Here is a 778-nt window from a genome sequence, read left to right as displayed (position 1 = left end):
CCCCTGGGGCGCACCACACGGCTGCGCTATGACGGCGAAGGCCGCCTTCTGGGCAAGCAGTTGCCCGACGGCACGCGATGGAGCTACGGCCACGACCTCGCCGCCGGACGCCTGGTCTCGGTAAGCGACGCCACCGGGGGCGTCACGCGTTTTGACTACGACGCCTTTGGCCGCATGACTGAAGTGGTCTTGGCCGACGGCAGCACTGAGCGCAGCGAGTACCCCCTGCCCGAAGACGCGCCGCTGGCCTGCGAGCACCCCGCGCGCGTCACCGACGCCCGAGGAGGCATCAAGCACCTGACGTGGAACCATGCCGGCCAGCTCGTGCGGCATGTCGATTGCTCGGGACACGCGAGCGAAGCGCAATACGACCGCTGGGGGCAGAGGATCCGGTACACGGACGCGCTGGGCCACAGCATCCACTACGACTACGACATGGCCGGCGAGCTCAGTGCCCTGCACCAGCCCGACGGCAGCGTTACGCGCTATCGCCGCGATGCGGCCGGCCGCGTGGTGCAAGTGATGGCGCCCGGGGACGACGGCTCCACGCCCGCCATCGGCTTTGCCTACGACCTTTGGGGGCGCGTCACCCGGCGCTGGAACCGGGGGCTTGCGCAGCAGTTCGCCTACGACCTCGCCGGGCGCATGGTCCGCCTGACCGACGAGAACGGCGCTCACACGCAGTTCGCCTGGGATGCGCTGGACCGTCAAATCCAGAAGGAAGGTTTCGACGGGCGGCAGCAGACCTATCGCTACGACGCCGCGGGCCAGCTCGTGG

General features: G+C 69.4%; 1 pseudogene. It reads left to right on the top strand.

From position 1 onward, the window contains the following. A pseudogene (locus tag ACTJLF_RS34625) lies at positions 1-778 on the top strand (RHS repeat-associated core domain-containing protein); the annotation flags it as partial.

Source organism: Variovorax sp. 22077 (assembly GCF_052044195.1).
Classification (GTDB): Bacteria; Pseudomonadota; Gammaproteobacteria; order Burkholderiales; family Burkholderiaceae_C; genus Variovorax; species Variovorax atrisoli.
Note: the sequence above shows the minus strand (reverse complement) of the source record. Positions and strands in the feature narration are given on the sequence as shown.